The 18,650-nt window shown below is 70.6% G+C and carries 19 protein-coding genes and 1 pseudogene; 5 read left to right on the top strand and 15 right to left on the bottom strand.

The features are described 5' to 3' along the window. Positions 1-155: 155 nt before the first annotated feature. Positions 156-686: a HEAT repeat domain-containing protein gene (locus AB0I52_RS31865; protein WP_363078506.1), complete on the top strand. Its 531-nt coding sequence runs from the start codon at positions 156-158 to the stop codon at positions 684-686. A 110-nt stretch (positions 687-796) separates the two neighbouring features. Here AB0I52_RS31865 and AB0I52_RS31860 read toward each other — a convergent pair. Further along, positions 797-994, bottom strand: a pseudogene (locus AB0I52_RS31860) (zinc ribbon domain-containing protein); the annotation flags it as partial. A gap of 99 nt (positions 995-1,093) precedes the next feature. Here AB0I52_RS31860 and AB0I52_RS31855 point away from each other — a divergent pair. Then, positions 1,094-1,267 carry a hypothetical protein gene (locus tag AB0I52_RS31855; RefSeq protein ID WP_363078504.1) on the top strand — a complete coding sequence of 58 codons (174 nt, stop codon included), beginning with the start codon at positions 1,094-1,096 and terminating at the stop codon, positions 1,265-1,267. A gap of 58 nt (positions 1,268-1,325) precedes the next feature. Here the strand turns inward: AB0I52_RS31855 and hemB are convergent, their stop codons facing one another. The 6 genes from hemB to AB0I52_RS31825 all read right to left on the bottom strand — a co-directional run bounded on the left by hemB (position 1,326) and on the right by AB0I52_RS31825 (position 7,913). Beyond that, a complete protein-coding gene (gene hemB, locus AB0I52_RS31850) occupies positions 1,326-2,324 on the bottom strand; it encodes a porphobilinogen synthase (protein ID WP_363078502.1) in 999 nt (332 codons plus the stop codon). A gap of 130 nt (positions 2,325-2,454) precedes the next feature. Then, positions 2,455-4,122, bottom strand: a complete 1,668-nt coding sequence (locus AB0I52_RS31845) for a uroporphyrinogen-III synthase (protein ID WP_363078500.1) — start codon at positions 4,120-4,122, stop codon at positions 2,455-2,457. Further along, on the bottom strand, positions 4,119-5,105 hold the full coding sequence (gene hemC / locus AB0I52_RS31840; RefSeq protein WP_363078498.1) for a hydroxymethylbilane synthase: 987 nt from the start codon (positions 5,103-5,105) through the stop codon (positions 4,119-4,121). The genes AB0I52_RS31845 and hemC overlap by 4 nt, the downstream gene beginning before the upstream one ends. Further along, positions 5,102-6,598, bottom strand: coding sequence for a glutamyl-tRNA reductase (locus tag AB0I52_RS31835; RefSeq protein WP_363078496.1), 1,497 nt, complete (start codon positions 6,596-6,598; stop codon positions 5,102-5,104). The genes hemC and AB0I52_RS31835 overlap by 4 nt, the downstream gene beginning before the upstream one ends. Further along, entirely contained in the window at positions 6,595-7,365 is a 771-nt protein-coding gene (locus AB0I52_RS31830; protein WP_362963487.1) for a redox-sensing transcriptional repressor Rex, read from the bottom strand. Before AB0I52_RS31830 ends, AB0I52_RS31835 begins: the two co-directional genes overlap by 4 nt. 272 nt (positions 7,366-7,637) lie before the next feature. Beyond that, entirely contained in the window at positions 7,638-7,913 is a 276-nt protein-coding gene (locus AB0I52_RS31825) for a glutaredoxin family protein (RefSeq protein WP_363078494.1), read from the bottom strand. A gap of 160 nt (positions 7,914-8,073) precedes the next feature. Here AB0I52_RS31825 and AB0I52_RS31820 point away from each other — a divergent pair, with 160 nt between their 5' ends. From AB0I52_RS31820 to AB0I52_RS31810, 3 genes are all read left to right on the top strand, one after another. Next, a complete protein-coding gene (locus tag AB0I52_RS31820) occupies positions 8,074-9,033 on the top strand; it encodes an HAD-IB family hydrolase (protein ID WP_363078492.1) in 960 nt (319 codons plus the stop codon). Positions 9,034-9,313: 280 nt separating this feature from the next. Next, on the top strand, positions 9,314-10,090 hold the full coding sequence (locus AB0I52_RS31815; RefSeq protein ID WP_123460007.1) for an ECF subfamily RNA polymerase sigma factor, BldN family: 777 nt from the start codon (positions 9,314-9,316) through the stop codon (positions 10,088-10,090). Between the two features lie 225 nt (positions 10,091-10,315). Beyond that, positions 10,316-11,515: a DUF5667 domain-containing protein gene (locus AB0I52_RS31810; RefSeq protein WP_363078490.1), complete on the top strand. Its 1,200-nt coding sequence runs from the start codon at positions 10,316-10,318 to the stop codon at positions 11,513-11,515. Positions 11,516-11,652: 137 nt separating this feature from the next. On the opposite strand, the gene AB0I52_RS31805 is transcribed toward AB0I52_RS31810, so the two are convergent. The 8 genes from AB0I52_RS31805 to AB0I52_RS31770 form a co-directional block, all read right to left on the bottom strand. After that, entirely contained in the window at positions 11,653-12,690 is a 1,038-nt protein-coding gene (locus tag AB0I52_RS31805) for a lysophospholipid acyltransferase family protein (protein WP_363078488.1), read from the bottom strand. A gap of 15 nt (positions 12,691-12,705) precedes the next feature. After that, positions 12,706-13,803 carry an NAD-dependent epimerase/dehydratase family protein gene (locus AB0I52_RS31800; protein ID WP_363078486.1) on the bottom strand — a complete coding sequence of 366 codons (1,098 nt, stop codon included), beginning with the start codon at positions 13,801-13,803 and terminating at the stop codon, positions 12,706-12,708. A gap of 247 nt (positions 13,804-14,050) precedes the next feature. Next, positions 14,051-14,149 (bottom strand): AURKAIP1/COX24 domain-containing protein, encoded by a 99-nt coding sequence (locus AB0I52_RS31795; protein WP_003948845.1) that lies wholly within the window; start codon positions 14,147-14,149, stop codon positions 14,051-14,053. A gap of 110 nt (positions 14,150-14,259) precedes the next feature. Then, complete coding sequence (locus AB0I52_RS31790) at positions 14,260-14,472, bottom strand: helix-turn-helix domain-containing protein (protein WP_158072253.1); 213 nt, start codon at positions 14,470-14,472, stop codon at positions 14,260-14,262. 128 nt (positions 14,473-14,600) lie between these two features. Then, positions 14,601-15,416, bottom strand: coding sequence for a phosphatase (locus tag AB0I52_RS31785; protein WP_363078484.1), 816 nt, complete (start codon positions 15,414-15,416; stop codon positions 14,601-14,603). 92 nt (positions 15,417-15,508) lie between these two features. Next, entirely contained in the window at positions 15,509-16,681 is a 1,173-nt protein-coding gene (locus AB0I52_RS31780; protein ID WP_363078482.1) for an acetoin utilization protein AcuC, read from the bottom strand. Further along, complete coding sequence (locus AB0I52_RS31775) at positions 16,650-17,852, bottom strand: MFS transporter (RefSeq protein ID WP_363078481.1); 1,203 nt, start codon at positions 17,850-17,852, stop codon at positions 16,650-16,652. Before AB0I52_RS31775 ends, AB0I52_RS31780 begins: the two co-directional genes overlap by 32 nt. Before the next feature lie 42 nt (positions 17,853-17,894). After that, positions 17,895-18,539, bottom strand: coding sequence for an HAD family hydrolase (locus AB0I52_RS31770; RefSeq protein ID WP_363078479.1), 645 nt, complete (start codon positions 18,537-18,539; stop codon positions 17,895-17,897). Positions 18,540-18,650: the final 111 nt, after the last annotated feature.

Genomic DNA, 18,650 nt, shown 5'->3' with positions numbered 1-18,650 from the left:
GGCGCACCTGCCCGCCTCCCGTGAGGCGGCGGAGCTGGTGGTACGGGTGCTGGCGGAGCGGGCCGCGCGGCTGCCCGCGGCCGGGGCCGGTTCGACCGGCGGGGTGAAGGGGGCGGACGGGGAGTACGCCGTCTCCCACGGGGAAGCCACACACGATGGACCGGGCAGAGAGCCTCATCGATCAGTTCCGCGCACAGCCCCCCGAGAGCGACAGGAGACGCGAACTCGTCGCGGGGATGGGCGGCATACTCGCGGACCGGCCCGATCACCCGGCGGCCCTGACCTTCCTCGCCTCGGTGACCGAGGACACCGAGGAGTACGAGCTCGCCAGGATCGAGGCCACGACAGCCCTGCGGCTGTGGCCGCCCACGCAGGACACCCACCGGCAGCGGGCCGCCCGCGCGCTGCTGGCCGTGATGCGCGGGCCCGACGAGGACCTGGTGCGGCAGTACGCGGCCATGGCGCTCGGCCCCTACGCGGACGACCCGGAGATCCACGACGCGATGGCGGCCGCCGTCCTCTCCGACGAGGACCAGCTCGTCCGGGACAACGCCCTGGCCGCGCTCAGCCACGCGGGCCCGAGCGAGGGCCGGGCCGAGGTGCTGCACCGGCTGGCCGACGACCGGACGCTGGGCCGGGAGGCGGCCCGCATCCTCACCGCCTGGGGCGGCGAACCGGCGCTCTGAGCACCGGCCCTGACGGACGCGACGGCCCTGCCGAACGGCACCGGCCCTGCCGAACAGGGCGCCGAGACAACCCGATCGCGATCCGGAAGATCTCCTCTCACAAGTCCGCGTACGTTGAGCGCCCCGACCTCGTCGGCATGCGCGGTGTAGCCGCAGTGGAACTTTTCCTGTGTGGGCCGGTTCTCCTTCGCGGTGTGCCCGCATGCGGGACACGTGATCGAACGGTTCAACCCGGCTTTGGTCATGGCCCCGTTGGGCAGAAACACGCCCGGTCTGTCAGGGTCAGGCTTCGGCGCGGGGGCCTTGCTCTGGACGTCACTGGCGCGGGGCAGGAAGTTCGACGAGTTCACCGGTTCCGGCGCCCCCGCCGACCTCTCGGCGGGCGCGACCGGTGAGGACGACCGGATATGAGGTCGGTCTGGTACATCGGCCACACCAAGGGACTGAGCACGGCCGCGACGATGTTCCGCAACAAGCCGGGCCCCCAACTGCTGGGAATGCAGGGCGTGGGCGGAGACGATTCAGAGCGCGGCAATGTCCTCCCGCTCCGGATCTGGACCTCCTATGCCACCGGGAAGTAGGCCCGCCGTCCCGCCCGGCCCGTGCGTGCTCCTGAAGCGGGCGGGACCACCCGCTCCGTCAGGAACGCCCCAGCTTCTGCGCGACCTCCGTCGCCCAGTACGTCAGGATCATCTGCGCACCCGCCCGCCGGATACCGGTCAGGCTCTCCATGATCGCCGCGTCCCGGTCGATCCAGCCCTTCTCCGCCGCGGCCTCGATCATCGAGTACTCGCCGCTGATCTGGTACGCGGCGACCGGCACGTCCACCGACTCGGCGACCTTCGCCAGGACGTCCAGGTACGGTCCGGCCGGCTTGACCATGACCATGTCCGCGCCCTCGTCGAGGTCGAGCGCCAGCTCGCGCAGCGACTCACGGGTGTTGGCCGGGTCCTGCTGGTACGTCTTGCGGTCGCCCTTGAGCGAGGAGCCGACGGCCTCGCGGAACGGGCCGTAGAAGGCGGAGGAGTACTTCACCGTGTACGCGAGGATCGAGACGTCCTCGTACCCGGTCTGGTCCAGCGCGTCGCGGATCACGCCGACCTGGCCGTCCATCATGCCGCTGGGGCCGACCACATGGGCGCCGGCGTCGGCCTGGACCTGGGCCATCTCGGCGTACCGCTCCAGCGTCGCGTCGTTGTCGACCCGGCCGTCCTCGGTCAGCACACCGCAGTGGCCGTGGTCGGTGGTCTCGTCCAGACAGAGGTCGGACATCACGACGAGATCGTCACCGACCTCCTCGCGCACCGCGCGCAGACCGAGCTGGAGGATGCCCTCCGGGTCGGTGCCGGCCGTGCCCCGGGCGTCCTTCTTCTCCTCCAGCGGCACACCGAACAGCATGATCCCGGCGACACCCGCCGAGACCGCGTCGACCGCGGCCTTCCGCAGGGTGTCCAGGGTGTGCTGCTGCACGCCGGGCATGGCCGAGATGGGGACGGGGGCCGCGATGCCCTCGCGCACGAACGCGGGCAGGATCAGATTCGCCGGGTCGAGCCGTGTCTCGGCGACCATCCGCCGCATCGCGGGGGTCGTCCGCAGCCGTCGGGGGCGAGAGCCGGGGAAGTTTCCGTACACAGTCATCCTTCGAGACTAGACCCGCGCACATCAGCGTCTTACCGACACCTGCGCCGGGAAAAGAGGGCCCGTTCAGCAGAGCGGGGCCCGGCCGCTTCACGGAGAAGCAGCCGGGCCCCGCATCCGTTGCGCCGGATCAGGTCGTCGTACGACGCCGCCGCGCGCCGGGACGGCGCTCGCTCGGCCGCGTCACCGGGTCACCGGCCTCCTTCGCCGCGTCCCGGCGCTGCGCGCCGAAGGCGGCGAGCGCCTCGGCGAGCTTGTGCACGGACGGCTCCGGGGACAGGACATCGACGCGCAGACCGTGCTCCTCGGCGGTCTTCGCCGTGGCCGGGCCGATGCACGCGATGACGGTCACGTTGTGCGGCTTGCCGGCGATGCCGACCAGGTTGCGCACCGTCGAGGACGAGGTGAAGAGCACCGCGTCGAAACCGCCGCCCTTGATGGCCTCACGCGTGTCGGCGGGCGGCGGCGAGGCGCGGACCGTGCGGTACGCGGTGACGTCGTCGACCTCCCAGCCGAGCTCGATGAGACCGGCCACCAGCGTCTCGGTGGCGATGTCGGCACGTGGCAGGAAGACACGGTCGATCGGGTCGAAGACCGGGTCGTACGGCGGCCAGTCCTCCAGCAGACCGGCCGCGGACTGCTCACCCGAAGGCACCAGGTCCGGCTTCACACCGAAGTCGACGAGCGCGGCGGCGGTCTGCTCACCGACGGCCGCGACCTTGATGCCGGCGAAGGCACGGGCGTCGAGCCCGTACTCCTCGAACTTCTCCCGGACGGCCTTCACCGCGTTGACACTGGTGAACGCGATCCACTCGTAGCGGCCCGTGACCAGGCCCTTGACCGCGCGCTCCATCTGCTGGGGCGTACGCGGGGGCTCGACGGCGATCGTCGGGACCTCGTGCGGCACCGCACCGTACGAACGCAACTGGTCGGAGAGCGACGCCGCCTGCTCCCTCGTACGCGGCACGAGCACCTTCCAGCCGAACATCGGCTTGGACTCGAACCACGAGAGCTGGTCGCGCTGGGCGGCTGAGCTGCGTTCCCCGACCACGGCTATGACGGGCCGGTGCCCCTCCGGCGAGGGAAGGACCTTGGCCTGCTTGAAGAGCTGGGCGATGGTGCCCAGCGTCGCCGTCCAGGTGCGCTGGCGGGTCGTCGTGCCGCCGACCGTCACGGTCAGCGGGGTGTCGGGCTTGCGGCCCGCCGAGACCAGCTCACCGGCGGCCGCGGCCACCGCGTCGAGCGTCGTCGAGATGACACACGTGGCATCGCTCGCGCCGACCTCGCTCCAGCAGCGGTCCGAGGCGGTACGGGCGTCGACGAACCGGACGTCCGCGCCCTGCGCGTCACGCAGCGGCACCCCGGCGTACGCGGGCACCCCCACGACGTTGGCGACACCGGGCACGACCTCGAAGGGAATGCCGGCCGCCGCGCAGGCCAGCATCTCGCCGCCCGCGTTGCCGTCCAGGCCGGGGTCACCGGCGACGGCACGGACGACCCGCCTGCCGCCCTTCGCGGCCTCCATGACAAGATTGGCCGCGTCCCTGAGAACGGGTACACCGACGGCTGTTGACTGTGCGTCAACAACCGTCAGCTCAGGCGTGCTTACGCCTGCCCGCGCATGGCAGCGAACGACGCCGAGAACGTCCGGCTCGGCGACAAGAACGTCCGCGCTCGCAAGCGCCTCGACGGCGCGCAGAGTCAGCAGTCCCGGGTCGCCGGGACCGGCGCCGAGGAAGGTGACGTGCCCTGCGGACAGGACAGGGAATTCGGATGCGGCGGGGCCGGTGGGGCTCAAAGTGCTCGCTCCCCCATAAGACCGGCCGCACCCTTGGCGAGCATCTCGGCCGCGAGTTCGCGACCGAGGGCCGCCGCGTCGTCGTGCGACGTGGGGACGGGACCGGTGGTGGACAGCTGTACCAGCGAGGAACCGTCGGTGGACCCGACGACTCCGCGCAGGCGCAGTTCGTTGACAGCCTGACCGTCGGCCAGGAGGTCGGCCAGCGCACCCACGGGTGCGGAGCAGCCGGCCTCCAGCGCGGCGAGCAGGGCACGCTCGGCGGTCACGGCGGCCCGAGTGTACGGGTCGTCGAGCTCGGCGAGCGCGGCGGCGAGGTCAGCGCTGCTGGCAGCGCATTCGATCGCCAGTGCTCCCTGGCCGGGAGCGGGCAGAACGGTGTCGACCGACAGGAAATCGGTCACCTCACCGGTCCGGCCGAGACGGCTGAGTCCGGCCGCGGCGAGTACCACCGCGTCCAGTTCACCGCTTCGTACAAAACCAATACGCGTATCGACGTTGCCACGGATCGGCACGGTCTCGATGCCGAGGCCGTGAGCGCGGGCGTACGCGTTGAGCTGCGCCATGCGACGCGGCGAGCCGGTGCCGATCCGGGAACCGGACGGCAGCTGCTCAAGGGTCAGCCCGTCGCGCGCCACCAGGGCGTCGCGCGGGTCCTCGCGCACCGGCACGGCGGCCAGCACGAGGCCCTCGTGCTGCGCGGTCGGCAGGTCCTTCAGCGAGTGGACGGCGAAGTCCACGTCGCCGCGGAGCAGCGCTTCGCGCAGCGCGGCGACGAACACGCCGGTCCCGCCGATCTGCGCGAGCTGCTCCCTGGAGATGTCCCCGTACGTGGTGATCTCGACGAGCTCCACGGCCCGCCCGGTCACCTCGGTGACGGCCTCGGCGACCAGGCCGGACTGCGCCATGGCGAGCTTGCTGCGCCGGGTCCCCAGCCGCAGCGGCTTGGTGGCCCCCGCGCCCAGGGGTGAGTTGTCGGTCATGACCGCCCTCGCTTCGGGTCGTTCAGGTCTGCCCGGGAGACGGCGGCGACCGTCTGCGGGTCGAGGTCGAAGAGTTCCCGCAGCGCATCGGCGTACCCGGCGCCGCCGGGCTCGCTGGCGAGCTGCTTGACCCGCACGGTGGGCGCGTGCAGGAGCTTGTCGACGACGCGGCGCACGGTCTGCGAGATCTCGGCGCGCTGCTTTTCGTCCAGGTCGGGAAGGCGTCCGTCCAGCCGTGCGATCTCGCCCGCGACCACTCCGGCGGCCATCGTGCGCAGGGCGACGACGGTGGGAGTGATGTGGGCGGCGCGCTGGGCGGCACCGAAGGCGGCGACCTCGTCGGCGACGATGGTGCGCACCTGGTCCACATCGGCGGCCATCGGGGCGTCGGCGGACGCCTCGGCGAGCGACTCGATGTCGACGAGGCACACACCGTCGAGGCGGGCGGCGTCCCCGTCGATGTCGCGGGGCATCGCGAGGTCCAGCAGGGCGAGGCGGACCGGTCCGGTGGACTGGGCGGGCACGGTGACCCGGCGGACGGCCTGCGCCTGCGCGGTCGCGGTGGCGGAACCGTTCTCCACCCACGCCGCGTGCTGGTCCAGGTCGGCGGGCGGCGCGGCGGCGGGCACGGCGGGCGCCTCGCGCGGGGCGAAGTCCAGCCCGAGCGCACCGGCGACGGCCTCGGCGCTCAGCACCAGACCGGTCGCACCGGTGCAGGAGACGACGACATCGGCACGTGTCAGTTCGTCGGAGACCGCGGCCATCTCCACGGCGTGGGCGGCCACTCCGGTGCCGCCGGCCTGGTTGAGGATCTCGACCAGGCGGTCGGCGCGGGCGCGGGTGCGGTTGGCGACGACGATCTCGGCGACACCGGTACGGGCCAGGGTCGCGGCGGCCAGCGAGGACATCGAGCCCGCGCCGATCACCAGGGCGCGCTTGCCCTTCGCCCAGACCCCGGGGTCGCGGCCCTCGGCGAGCTGTTCCAGACCGAACGTGACGAGCGACTGCCCGGCCCGGTCGATCCCGGTCTCGCTGTGGGCGCGCTTGCCGACCCGCAGGGCCTGCTGGAAGAGGTCGTTCAGCAGCCGGCCGGCGGTGTGGAGCTCCTGCCCCAGCGCCAGCGCGTCCTTGATCTGACCGAGGATCTGGCCCTCGCCCACGACCATCGAGTCCAGTCCGCAGGCCACCGAGAAGAGGTGGTGGACGGCCCGGTCCTCGTAGTGCACATAGAGATACGGAGTGAGCTCGTCCAGACCGACGCCGCTGTGCCGGGCGAGCAGGGTGGACAGCTCGGCGACGCCCGCGTGGAACTTGTCCACGTCGGCGTACAGCTCGATGCGGTTGCAGGTGGCGAGGACGGCGGCCTCGACCGCGGGCTCCGCGGCGAGGGTGTCCCGGAGCAGCTCGGCCTGGGTGCCGACGGGCAGCGAGGCCCGCTCCAGCACGGAGACGGGGGCGCTGCGGTGGCTCAGCCCTACGACAAGGAGACTCATGCCGGCATCACGGCGGGCATGTCCCCGTCGGGTCCCTTCCGGCTGGTGGTCGCGGCGCGCACGGGCGGTGCGGCCGGGTCGGGGCCGTCGTCCGCGGTGGCGTCCTCGCCCGCCTTGCGCTGCTCGTGGAAGGCGAGGATCTGGAGCTCGATGGAGAGGTCGACCTTGCGCACGTCGACGCCGTCGGGCACCGAGAGCACGGTCGGGGCGAAGTTCAGGATGGAGGTGACACCGGCGGCCACCAGACGGTCGCAGACCTGCTGCGCCGCGCCGGGCGGGGTGGTGATCACGCCGATCGACACGCCGTTCTCGCTGATGATCCGGTCCAGGTCGTCCGCGTGCTGGACGGGGATACCGGCGACGGGCGTTCCGGCCATCGCGGGGTCGGCGTCGATCAGCGCGGCGACCCGGAACCCGCGGGAGGCGAAACCGCCGTAGTTGGCGAGGGCGGCGCCGAGGTTGCCGATGCCGACGATGGCGACCGGCCAGTCCTGCGTGAGGCCGAGTTCACGGGAGATCTGGTAGACGAGGTACTCGACGTCGTAGCCGACGCCGCGCGTCCCGTACGAACCGAGATAGCTGAAGTCCTTGCGCAGCTTGGCGGAGTTGACCCCCGCCGCCGCGGCGAGCTCCTCGGAGGAGACCGTGGGGACCGAGCGCTCGGAGAGCGCTGTCAGCGCACGGAGATACAACGGAAGTCGGGCGACGGTGGCCTCGGGAATTCCTCGGCTACGGGTCGCCGGTCGGTGGTTTCGGCCAGTTGCCACGGTGCTCCTGCGGGATGAGCGGGGCTGCAGGCGGCCGTATGTCCCAGGGCCGCCCCGTCGAATGCAGGCTATGTCTTTGTGAACGCGTGCACAAAGATAGTGTCCGATTTGTCCGGTCAAAGTGACCGGGGTCACGCGCATTCGCCGCGCGATCCAGGAACCGCCGATCGCATCAGCCCGTTGCAGGCCCGAAGGGGGCAAGGTGGTACACGCTCCTCACGACTACGCCCCCGAGACCACTCAAAACGCCCATGATGTTAACCGGGTTTCACTCAGGAAAGCAGCGCACTGCGCAGTCTTACCGGGTCCACCCGCCAGAACGTGTGCTGTTCGTTATCAATGAGGACCACGGGGATCTGCTCCCAGTACTCCCGGTACAGCTCATCGTCCCGGGTGATGTCCTTCTCCTCCCAGGACGCGCCCGTCTCCTCACAGACCGCGCGGACCACCAGCCTGGCATCGTCACAGAGGTGACACCCGGGTTTCCCGACGAGGGTCACCACCCGGTCCGCGGGCTTCTTCTTCGTACGACGCAACAGGGCACTCATACCCTTCATTCTCCGCCGCGCGGAGACCCGCCGGGCCCCTCGTCCCCCGCGACACCCCCCACGCCCGGAATCACCCGTTTAACAGTTCGGTCCCCGAGAGTTCACGCCCTCGCATCCCGGCAGGTCGGGAAGGGCCGAACCGACTGGCTATGCTCACGACATGGCCGCTCTTGGATGGCTCACACCCCGCAGGCGTTCCGCGACAGCACGGAGCGTGCTGGCAGGCGAGGCAGCAGCAGAAGCAGCGCGGAAGTCGTCGCTCGACGCCGAGCGGTCCGCCGAAGCCGACGCCGAGGCCGGCGCCACGCCCGACGCGGAGGAACGGGAACCCGAGTTCCCCGTCGTCGGTGACGAACGGGCCGCCGCCTTCTTCGACCTCGACAACACCGTGATGCAGGGCGCCGCGATCTTCCACTTCGGCCGCGGCCTGTACAAGCGGAAGTTCTTCGAGCGCCGCGAACTGACCCGGTTCGCCTGGCAGCAGGCCTGGTTCAGGCTGGCCGGCGTCGAGGACCCCGAACACATGCAGGACGCGCGCGACAGCGCCCTGTCCATCGTGAAGGGGCACCGCGTCTCCGAACTGATGTCCATCGGTGAGGAGATCTACGACGAGTACATGGCCGACCGCATCTGGCCCGGCACCCGCGCCCTCGCCCAGGCCCACCTCGACGCCGGCCAGAAGGTCTGGCTGGTCACCGCCGCCCCGGTGGAGACCGCCACGATCATCGCCCGCCGCCTCGGCCTGACCGGCGCGCTCGGCACCGTCGCCGAATCCGTCGACGGGGTCTACACCGGGCGCCTCGTCGGCGAACCGCTGCACGGCCCCGCGAAGGCCGAGGCGGTACGCGCCCTGGCCTCGGCGGAGGGCCTGGACCTGGCGCGCTGCGCCGCGTACAGCGACTCGCACAACGACATCCCGATGCTGTCCCTGGTCGGACACCCGTACGCGGTCAACCCGGACGCCAAGCTCCGCAAGTACGCCCGCGCCCGTGACTGGCGGCTGCGCGACTACCGGACGGGCCGCAAGGCGGCCAAGGTCGGCATCCCGGCCGCGGCCGGAGTGGGCGCCCTCGCGGGCGGCACCGCCGCCGCCGTCGCCCTGCACCGCCGCCGCCGCTGACCCCGGCCGCCCCGTTGACCGGGTCACCCTCACTCGACCACAACCTGTCGCGGCTACTGGCAGATCTCGAAGTAATTCGATCAACAATCGGTCACAATGTGCTACCCAATGTGTCGAATAGTCGCTACGGAAACGACGTAACCGGTGATTTGAGCAACTGGGTGTAGCACTGCCTGTACGAAGCGTTATTCTCCTCAGACGCATTCCGGAACCCACCACTCACTACGACGAGTGACGGTTTCGCACTGCACGTGATGGAAGCTCTGCCTCTGGGAGTCCCGTGTACCCACACGTCGGGGTTGACGCCTCGGGCCTGGCTACGCTGCGCGCAACGGTCGCCGACCGCTTGCGCGGCTTCGTCCCCACCGCGTACGCCGTACCCGCCTTTGCCACCCCTGCACCTGCCGGCCCTTGCTACGCCCTGGCCGAACGCGGTGCGGCGGTCGGAAGACGCAGCAACCGCGGCGCAACGACCACGTCCACCGTTCGTCGGCCGACAGCTGACAGCGACAGCGCGCGCATGATGGATCTCGTCGAGCGCGCACAGGCCGGTGAGGCTGACGCCTTCGGCCGTCTCTATGACCAGTACAGCGACACCGTGTACCGCTACATCTACTACCGCGTGGGTGGCAAGGCGACAGCGGAGGACCTCACCAGTGAGACCTTCCTGCGCGCCCTGCGGCGTATCTCCACGTTCACCTGGCAGGGCCGCGACTTCGGTGCCTGGCTGGTCACAATCGCTCGCAACCTGGTCGCCGACCACTTCAAATCCAGTCGATTCCGGCTGGAAGTGACCACCGGCGAAATGCTCGACGCCAACGAGGTCGAGCGCAGTCCCGAGGACTCCGTCCTGGAGTCCCTCTCCAATGCCGCACTGCTGCAAGCCGTGCGCCGACTCAACCCCCAGCAGCAGGAGTGCGTGACCCTGCGCTTCCTGCAAGGGCTCTCGGTCGCCGAGACCGCCCGGGTGATGGGCAAGAACGAGGGCGCGATCAAGACCCTGCAGTACCGCGCCGTCCGCACACTTGCCCGACTCCTTCCGGACGATGCCCGCTGACCCCACCCAGGGCCGAATCACTCTCGGCAATACGTTCATCACGCACTGGTCCGATCATCTTTCGTGCGTAACCCAAGTGCCGCGCCACTCGTTGTGCCGGTTGCAGGCCCCCTGTCGTCACCCCATGTCCGCAGACACTCACTCAATCGTGTGGATGCGCTCAAGGTGTGCAACCTTCCGGACCCTCAGGGGAGTCGACCGTCATGACGAGAGGAGGTGCCGCCAGTGATCGCAAACGTTTCGGCACACCGGCGGGCGAACGCCTTCGCCCAGGCCGTGGAGGAGCAGTCGCTCCGCGGTGCGGCGGCCGTACAGCCCGAGGAACCGGCCGAACCGGCCGACCGCGGACCGCTGTTGGCCCTGGCGAACGGCCTCGGTGAGCTACCGAAGCCGGTATTGGATCCCGAGGTCAAAGTGGTGCAGCGAGCCCAGCTCGTCGCCGCCATGGAGGCCATGTTCGCCGCGGGCGGCGCGCCCGCGGCCCCTACAGTGCCCGAACAACGGGGCAAGGGGGCCCACCGGGCCTCCCCGCTCCGCAAACTGCGCCCCAAGTCGCGCTGGACGAAAGGCCTCGCGGCCGGCGGACTCACCGTCGGTGTGGCCGCGGGAGCCTTCGGCGGAGTGGCCGCCGCCAGCTCCGACGCCCTCCCGGGCGATTCCCTCTACGGGCTGAAGCGCGGCATGGAGGACCTCCACCTCAACCTGGCCGGCAGCGACACCGACCGCGGCGAGGTCTACCTGGACCAGGCATCGACCCGGCTCAGCGAAGCCCGCAGGCTGATGGAGCGCGGCCGCGCGGCCGACCTGGACCACGAACAGCTCGGCGAGGTCAGGCGCACGCTCAACGGCATGACCCACGACGCCACCGAGGGCCACCGGCTGCTCCACGCCGCCTACCAGCGGGACGGCGCCATCGGCCCGATCCAGACCCTGGACTCCTTCTCCCGCTCGCACCGCGCCAGCTGGACCAGCCTCCGCGACCGGCTGCCCGTCCAGCTGACCGAGCTCGGCGACCAGGTCAGCTCCGTCTTCGCGGCCATAGACGAAGAAGTCGCGCCGCTGCAGTCGCTGTTCCCCCGTGCCAGGGAGAAGAGCGGCGGATCGCAGCAGTCCGGCTCCACCGACACGGGCACCGGCTCGGCCCCGTCCTCGCACGGGCCGTCCCCGTCGCCCTCGTCACCCGCCGACGCGCACGACGGCAAGAAGGGCAGCAGCTCCTCGCCCCACCCGTCGGGCTCGAACAGCACCCCGGCGAACGGCCTGATCGGGGGCGGCACGGACGACCTGTTCGACCCGCCGTCGCCGGACACCACCGAACCGTCGAGGGACACCCCGAGCAACGCACCCACGCCGGACATCACCCTGCCCCCGCTGATCCCCGGCCTGATCGGAGGCCTCGGGATCGACAGCAGGAACGAATCCTGACCCCATCGCCGGACGGGCAGCCTCCAGCCCGTCCGGCGATCGAGGACAGAGGCCCGCCCAAGCGCGCACGAGGCCGACAGAATCCAGCCCGTCCGGCGATCGAGGACAGAGCGGCACCCCGGGCGCACCCGGGCACCTCAGAAGAACACCGACCGCCGCTGCACCAGCAGCTTGTACAGCGTGTGCTGGATCTGCTCCCGCACCTGATCCGTCAGATTGAACATCAGCATCGGATCCTCCGCCGCCTCCACCGGATACCCGTCCGTGGGAATCGGCTCGCCGAACTGGATCGTCCACTTCGTCGGCAACGGCACCGCCCCCAGCGGCCCCAGCCACGGAAACGTCGGCGTGATCGGGAAGTACGGCGTACCCAGCAGCCGCGCCAGCGTCTTGGAGTTGCCGATCATCGGGTAGATCTCCTCGGCTCCCACGATCGAGCACGGCACGATCGGCACCCCGGCCCGCAGCGCCGTCGACACGAAGCCGCCCCGCCCGAAGCGCTGGAGCTTGTACCGCTCGCCGAACGGCTTGCCGATGCCCTTGAAACCCTCCGGCATCACCCCGACGACCTCGCCCTGCCTCAGCAGCCGCTCCGCGTCCTCCGCGCACGCCAGCGTGTGCCCCGCCTTGCGGGCCAGCTCGTTGACGACCGGCAGCATGAAGACCAGGTCCGCCGCGAGCAGCCGCAGATGGCGCCCCGCCGGGTGGTTGTCGTGCACCGCGACCTGGAGCATCAGCCCGTCCAGCGGCAGTGTCCCGGAGTGGTTGGACACGATGAGCGCCCCGCCGTCCGACGGGATGTTCTCGATGCCCTTCACCTCGACCCGGAAGTACTTCTCGTACATGGGCCGCAGCACCGACATCAGCACCTGGTCGGTGAGTTCCTCGTCGTAGCCGAACTCGTCGACGTCGTACTCACCCGTGACCCGGCGCCGCAGGAACGCGAGCCCGCCCGCGATCCGCCGGTCCCAGCCACCCCGTTCCGCGTCCTCGGGTGCCACCACGGCCTCCTCCGGCTCCTTCGGCTCCTCCGGCGGCAGCCCTGCGTCCAACTGCCCCGGCAGGGCGCTCACGGACCCGTTGCCGCGTCCTGGGGACCGCCGCCGCGCGGCACGCGGCGAGCCCCCCGACCGCGAACGGTCGTCGTCGAACGGAATGACCTTGGCATCCGCCATCGTCGGTGCGCTCCTCTACCTGCCGCTCGGGGTCGGGTGTGTGTCGCCGCCGGCCCCGGTGATCCCCGGAGCCCCGCCGGTCCCCCCGGCGAACGGCATCGCCGCCAGTCTGCCCACGGCCCGGCCCACCGCCTCGGGCGGCAGCAGACCCGGCCCCCGGCTGCGCGCGAACTCCGCGAACGTCTCCACCGTGGTGAACCGCGGCCGGAAGCCCAGGGTCTCGCGCATCTGGACCGTGGAGACCACCCTGCCATGGGTGAGCAGCCGGATCTGTTCCGGCGAGAAGTCCGTCATCCCGATCGTACGGAGCGCCTGCCCGACCCAGGTGACCGCGGGCAGCAGCAGCGGCATCGTCGGCCGCCCCAGCCGCCGCGAGCACTGCGAGAGCAGCAGTACGCCGTCCCCGGCGATGTTGAAGGTGCCACTGTTCAGCGTGCCGCGCAGCGGCTCGCTCGCGGCGATGCCGAGTACGTCGATGACATCGTCCTCGTGCACGAACTGGAGCCTCGGGTCGTACCCGAACACCGTCGGCAGCACCGGCAGCGCCAGATAGTCCGCGAGCGGCGAATCCGCGTCCGGCCCCAGGATGTTCGCGAACCGGAGCACGCACACGGCCACGTCCGGCCTGCGGCGCGCGAAGCCCCGTACGTACCCCTCGACCTCCACCGCGTCCTTCGCGAAGCCCCCGCTGGGCAGGGACTTGGGCGGGGTGGTCTCGTGGAAGACCGCCGGGTCGCGGGGCGCGGAGCCGTACACCCCCGTACTGGACTTGATCACCAGCCGCTGAACGGCCGGGGCCTTCTGGCACGCGCCGAGCAGCTGCATGGTGCCGATGACGTTGGTCTCCTTGACCGCGGTACGGCTCTGGGTCCCGAGTCCCTTTCCGCTGACGTCCAGATGGACGACCGTGTCGACCGAGTGCTCGGCGAGGACTCTGGCGATGGCGGGCTGGCGGATGTCCGCACGCACGAAGACGGCGTCCCCCAACTGGTGGCCGGGCGCGACCGCGTCGACCGCGATCACCCGGTCCACGCCCGGATCACGCTGGATGCGCCGCACGAAGCGGCCGCCCAGCTGCCGGGCCGCTCCCGTGACGAGCACGACCTTCCCCAAGATCAGCGCCTTCCGTCGGTCTCCCGTGAAGTGGGTCGGAGGGGTCCTCGAAGAGGTTCTCCCCGATCGTCACCGTAGCGGGTGGATGTTGCCGTGTGACGCCCGCGCGGCAGGCTCGCGCCGCGTCATGGCCCGAATGCGTGCAACCGCCGTGCGCACGGCCGGGCCGGCGGAGAGGGTCCGCACAGCACCGCAGCCCTCCCGCCGGAATGGCGGGAGGGCTGCGGATTTCACGAACTGCGTTCGCCTACTTCTTGTTGCGACGCTGAACGCGAGTGCGCTTGAGCAGCTTGCGGTGCTTCTTCTTGGCCATCCGCTTGCGCCGCTTCTTAATGACAGAGCCCACGACTACCCTCGCTCACTTCTTCTTCACTGGTGCGGGGCGTCTGGGCCCACACGACCTACGTCGGCCTAGCCTACCCGCCACCGGGTGAGGGACGTAATCCGAGGGGAATGTCAGGCCGATCCCACCCCCACGAAGGACTCCCGGAGATACTCGTGAACCGCTTGCTCCGGCACCCGGAAGGACCTGCCCACCCGGATCGCCGGCAGATGACCACTGTGCACCAGGCGGTACACGGTCATCTTCGACACTCGCATGACCGAGGCGACTTCCGCCACGGTCAGAAACTTGACCTCGTTGAGAGGCCTCTCGCTGTCAGCAGCCATGATCCACCTGTACCTTCCGCACGCGACGCGCACCGGCTTCCCCTCCGGTGACTCTTCGTCGATGTGCGCTCACTCCCCAGGTTAGGGGCGGGTGATGCGAGTGGGGAAGAGGAGAGACGATCGGCCGCCTACTGTGACAGACACGCCCGATTGAGCACATAGCGCGTGAGCGGCACGTAGTAGGCGGAGCGCACCGCGTCGTCGAGCGGAACGGCGACCGACACCCTCCCCTCGGCCTCACCGACGAACAGCGCCGGATCGTCCGTATCGGCCAGCCCGATCGCCTCGATGCCCAGCTGACCTGCCCCGCAGACCCAGCCGTGGTCCCCGACGACGAGTTCCGGCAGCGGCCCCCGGGCCTCCGCCGCGGCCTCCAGAGCGACCCTGACCGGCAGCGGGGAATGGGAGTGTGCGCCGGTACCACCACCGGGCACCCGCACGCCGGGTTCGCGCACCAGCGCGACTCCCCGTACGTAGTCGAGGTGGTACGTGCGTACGCCGAACCGGGTCGTTATGTCGATACATCTCCCCTGCGCGGGGGTGAGGACAGCGCACCCCACCGACGACAAAGCGTCTGCCAACGCTGCGTAGAAGCCGAGCAACCGGTGCGGATGTCCCGTACCGAACAGCACCGGCGCCCGCCGCAGAGCCGCGTCCGACAGCCGCGCGGCGAACGCGTCCAGCCCCGCCAGCGTCCGCTCCGGATCGATCACATCAGGACCCGAGACATGCGCGGGATCGTCCGAGACCCCGCACTTCTCGGCCATGAGACGGAGCAACTCCCGCTCCCCCCAGCCCCATTCGGGATCGAGACCGAGCGTCACCCGGGGGTCCCTGGCCGCGAAGAGCCGGTAACTCCGCAGACTCACTTCCCGCGGGGTGGCCACGGGCCCGGCCAGCCGGGCCGCCAGCAGATGAGCGCGCAGCGCTCCGGTGCTCAACACCCTGCCGATGCTCCCGTACCCGCACCGCCCGGGGGCCAAAAGCGGGGTTACGCCCCACAGTTGGCGTAACCGGTGTAGGCGACGGCCGGGTGTCAGGTAAGCAGCCCCCGCAGCGGGAACGCCGCACGACGGCTCGCCAGCACCGCCTGGTCCAGCCGGTCCGCCGGGTCGTACCCCTCTTCCCACGACTTCCACGACGGGGTACGGCCGTCCGTCATCCGGGCCGGCCCGAGCTGCCGGGTCCGGGCGTAGACCTCGTCCCGCCAGGACGACGGGATCACCGACTCCGGGTCGACGGGCGCGTGCGCGGCGATCCCCACCAGATGCGTCCAGGACCGCGGCACCACGTCCACCACCGCGTAGCCGCCCCCGCCGAGCGCCACCCAGCGCCCGCCGTCCGCGTACTCATGGGCGAGGTCGTGACAGGCCGCCATCACGGCCCGCTGGGCGTCCAGCGACACCGCGAGATGGGCCAGCGGATCCTCGAAGTGCGTATCGGCCCCGTGCTGCGTCACCAGGACCTGCGGCCGGAAGTCCGCCAGCAGCTCCGGCACCACCGCGTGGAACGCCCGCAGCCACCCCGCGTCCCCCGTCCCGGCCGGCAGCGCCACGTTCACCGCACCGCCCTCGCCCGCCCCCGCACCGGTCTCCTCGGGCCAGCCGGTCTGCGGGAAGAGCGTCCGCGGGTGCTCGTGCAGCGAGACGGTCAGCACCCGGGGGTCCTCCCAGAAGGCCGCCTGCACACCGTCCCCGTGGTGCACGTCCACATCGATGTACGCGACCCGCTCCGCGCCCAGCTCCAGCAGCCGCGCGATGGCGAGCGCCGGGTCGTTGTAGATGCAGAAGCCCGACGCGCTGCCGGGCATGGCGTGGTGGAGTCCGCCGGTGAAGTTGACCGCGTGCCCGGTATGCCCGCGCCAGACCGCCTCCGCCGCGGCCACCGACTGCCCGGCGATCAGCGCCGACGCCTCGTGCATCCCGGCGAACGCCGGGTCGTCCGTCGTCCCGAGCCCGTAGTTCTGGTCGGCGCGGTCCGGATCCGCCGAGGCCGCCCGCACGGCCGCCACATAGTCCGAGCGGTGCACGAGCCGCAGAGTGGAGTCCCCGGCGGGCTTGGCCGCCACCACGTCCACCGCACGGTCGAGACCGAACGCCCGCACCAGCCCCATCGTCAGGGCGAGTCTGACCGGGTCCATGGGATGACTGTCCCCGAAGTCGTATCCCGTTACTGCGTCATCCCACATCAGCTGTGCGCGACCGCTCATGCCCGCCACCGTATCGGGCGGGCTCCGCGCCGAACGATTTGGCGTACACGAGCATCGCGAGCACCAGCACCATCGGTACGAGCATCGCGCCCCGGTAGCTCCAGGCGTCCCCGAGCGCCCCCACCAGGGGCGAGCCGACGAGGAAGCCCACGTAGTTGAAGATGTTCAGCCGGGCGATCGCGGTGTCGCTCGCACCGGGGAACAGCCGCCCCGCGGCCGCGAACGTCTGCGGCACGATCACACACAGACCGAACCCCAGCATGGTGAACCCGAGCATTCCGATCCAGGCCCCGCCGGCGACGGCCACCACACCGAACCCGGCCGCGGCCAGCACGCTCCCGAACCGCACCACGGCCACCGCGCCGAACCGCCGCACCCCGAAGTCCCCGACGGCCCGCCCCAGCAACGTCGTCACCATGTAGACGTTGTACGGAACGGTCGACAGCTGCTCCGAGCTCCCCAGCACGTCCTGCAGATATTTGGCGCTCCAGTTGGAGACCGTCGAGTCCCCGATGTACGCGAAGCACATCACCAGACAGAGCGGCATCAGCAGCCTGAACGAGACCGGTCCGGCCTTCCCCCGCTCGGCGGCCTGCCCCTCGCCCTCCTGCTTCCCCTCGACGTACCAACGGCTCCCGGCGAGCGCGACGGGCAACAGCACCACCACGACCGGAAGGTACGAGACCAGCAGCGACAGATCCCAGTGCGCCCCGGCCCACGCCATCGAGGCCCCGGCGATCCCGCCCAGGCTGTACGCGGCATGGAAGCCGAGCATGATGGAGCGTCCGTACGCCCGCTGGAGGCTGACACCCATCATGTTCATGGACGCGTCCAGCGCGCCTACGGCCAGCCCGAACGCGCCCAGCGCCACGGCGGCTTCCCACACCTCGCTCCCGGCACCGACACCGAGCAGCGCGAGGAGCACGACGGGCTGGGCCCACCGCAGGACCACGCGCGGCCGCACCCGCGCGACCACCTTCTCGGTGACCACACTGCCCACACCGGCCAGAATCGGCACGGCGGCGAGGAACACGGGCAGCAGGCCGTCGGATATCCCGTACCGGTCCTGAATGGCGGGGATCCGCGTCACGAGAAGGGCGAAGGTGACGCCTTGCACGAAGAAGCTCAACGCGAGGGAGGCTCTGCCGTGCCGCAAACGTGCATCTGTCATGGGCGCGAGCGTAGAGCCAGTTCCTACCCATGGGTAGATGAGTCAGGCAAGCAATTCCCGCAGCTGTCCCATGTCGGAGAAATGCCCGGTCACCCCGGCCAGCCGGTCCGCCGGCATCATCGACGTGAACCCGTACACATCCATGCCCGCGGCCCTGGCGGCCTCCACCCCGAGCGGGCTGTCCTCGATGACGACGCACCTCTCCGGCGGCACCCCCATCCGGTCGGCGGCGTGCAGAAACAGGTCGGGGGCCGGCTTCCCGCGCCCCACGTCCTCCGCACTGAAGATCCACTCCTCCTCGAACCACTGGTCGAGACCGGTCTTCAGGTGCCCGACGCGGATCCGCTCGTGGCTGCCGGAGGACGCGACGCAGTACGGGACCCCTTCGGCGACGAGATCCCCCAGCACCTCCTCGACGCCGGGCACGGGTTGCAGCTCCTGCCGGAACGCGGCGAACACCCGCTGGTGGAACGTGTCGTCGAAGTCCGCGGGCAGCTTCTCCCCGCCCCGTTCCTCGACGAGGTCGTGCACCCGGTGCATGGCGGCCCCCATGTAGTCACGGAGGGATTCCTCGTACGAGGTGGGGTGCCCGAGCTCCGTGAGGTAGTCGGCCAGGATGGTGTTGGAGATCGGCTCGCTGTCCACGAGCACACCGTCGTTGTCGAAGATGACCAGTTCGTAGCGCATGCCACGACCTTAAACCGTCGGGAACGCAGAAAAGCCCCGTGCCACAAGGGCACGGGGCTTAACTATAAAAGGAGTTCGGCGGCGTCCTACTCTCCCACAGGGTCCCCCCTG

Origin of the sequence: Streptomyces sp. NPDC050423 (assembly GCF_040655445.1) — a bacterium.
Lineage (GTDB): Bacteria > Actinomycetota > Actinomycetes > Streptomycetales > Streptomycetaceae > Streptomyces.
Note: the sequence above shows the minus strand (reverse complement) of the source record. Positions and strands in the feature narration are given on the sequence as shown.

Excerpts from the sequence above, each read along its gene's own strand:
- AB0I52_RS31820 (WP_363078492.1), top strand. The coding sequence starts at position 8,074 with ATGGCCGCTCTTGGATGGCTCACACCCCGCAGGCGTTCCGCGACAGCA.
- AB0I52_RS31780 (WP_363078482.1), bottom strand. The coding sequence starts at position 16,681 with ATGAGCGGTCGCGCACAGCTGATGTGGGATGACGCAGTAACGGGATAC.
- AB0I52_RS31835 (WP_363078496.1), bottom strand. The coding sequence starts at position 6,598 with ATGAGTCTCCTTGTCGTAGGGCTGAGCCACCGCAGCGCCCCCGTCTCC.
- AB0I52_RS31790 (WP_158072253.1), bottom strand. The coding sequence starts at position 14,472 with ATGGCTGCTGACAGCGAGAGGCCTCTCAACGAGGTCAAGTTTCTGACC.
- hemB (WP_363078502.1), bottom strand. The coding sequence starts at position 2,324 with ATGACTGTGTACGGAAACTTCCCCGGCTCTCGCCCCCGACGGCTGCGG.
- AB0I52_RS31770 (WP_363078479.1), bottom strand. The coding sequence starts at position 18,539 with ATGCGCTACGAACTGGTCATCTTCGACAACGACGGTGTGCTCGTGGAC.
- AB0I52_RS31825 (WP_363078494.1), bottom strand. The coding sequence starts at position 7,913 with ATGAGTGCCCTGTTGCGTCGTACGAAGAAGAAGCCCGCGGACCGGGTG.
- AB0I52_RS31775 (WP_363078481.1), bottom strand. The coding sequence starts at position 17,852 with ATGACAGATGCACGTTTGCGGCACGGCAGAGCCTCCCTCGCGTTGAGC.
- hemC (WP_363078498.1), bottom strand. The coding sequence starts at position 5,105 with ATGACCGACAACTCACCCCTGGGCGCGGGGGCCACCAAGCCGCTGCGG.
- AB0I52_RS31855 (WP_363078504.1), top strand. The coding sequence starts at position 1,094 with ATGAGGTCGGTCTGGTACATCGGCCACACCAAGGGACTGAGCACGGCC.
- AB0I52_RS31865 (WP_363078506.1), top strand. The coding sequence starts at position 156 with ATGGACCGGGCAGAGAGCCTCATCGATCAGTTCCGCGCACAGCCCCCC.
- AB0I52_RS31805 (WP_363078488.1), bottom strand. The coding sequence starts at position 12,690 with ATGGCGGATGCCAAGGTCATTCCGTTCGACGACGACCGTTCGCGGTCG.